The organism is Staphylococcus sp. EG-SA-2, from assembly GCF_017152085.1.
The window spans coordinates 1-347 of sequence record NZ_JACYHC010000323.1; the positions used below are offsets into that span (position 1 = coordinate 1).

2 pseudogenes are annotated in these 347 nt (G+C 30.3%); both read right to left on the reverse strand.

Annotation, left to right across the window (positions count from 1 at the left end):
- Nucleotides 1–164: pseudogene (locus IDG60_RS03140) on the reverse strand (IS6 family transposase); the annotation flags it as partial.
- Nucleotides 165–204: 40 nt separating this feature from the next.
- Nucleotides 205–312: pseudogene (locus tag IDG60_RS24615) on the reverse strand (beta-lactam sensor/signal transducer MecR1); the annotation flags it as partial.
- Between the last annotated feature and the right edge of the window lie 35 nt (nt 313–347).

A 347-nucleotide genomic window follows, 5' to 3' on the forward strand; every position in this document is an offset into this window, starting at 1 on the left:
GCATATTCTTGAACCCAACGGTAGACCGTTGAATGATGAACGTTTACACCACGTTCCCTTAATATTTCAGATATATCACGATAACTCAATGTATATCTTAGATAGTAGCCAACGGCTACAGTGATAATATCCTTGTTAAATTGTTTATATCTGAAATAGTTCATACAGAAGACTCCTTTTTGTTAAAATTATACTATAAATTCAACTTTGCAACAGAACCGTATATTTTATATAGAGCATTCTCACTAAAAAAATTACACATATCGTGAGCAATGAACTGATTATACTTAACATTAAAAAAGATGATAACACCTTCTACACCTCCATATCACAAAAATTATAACATT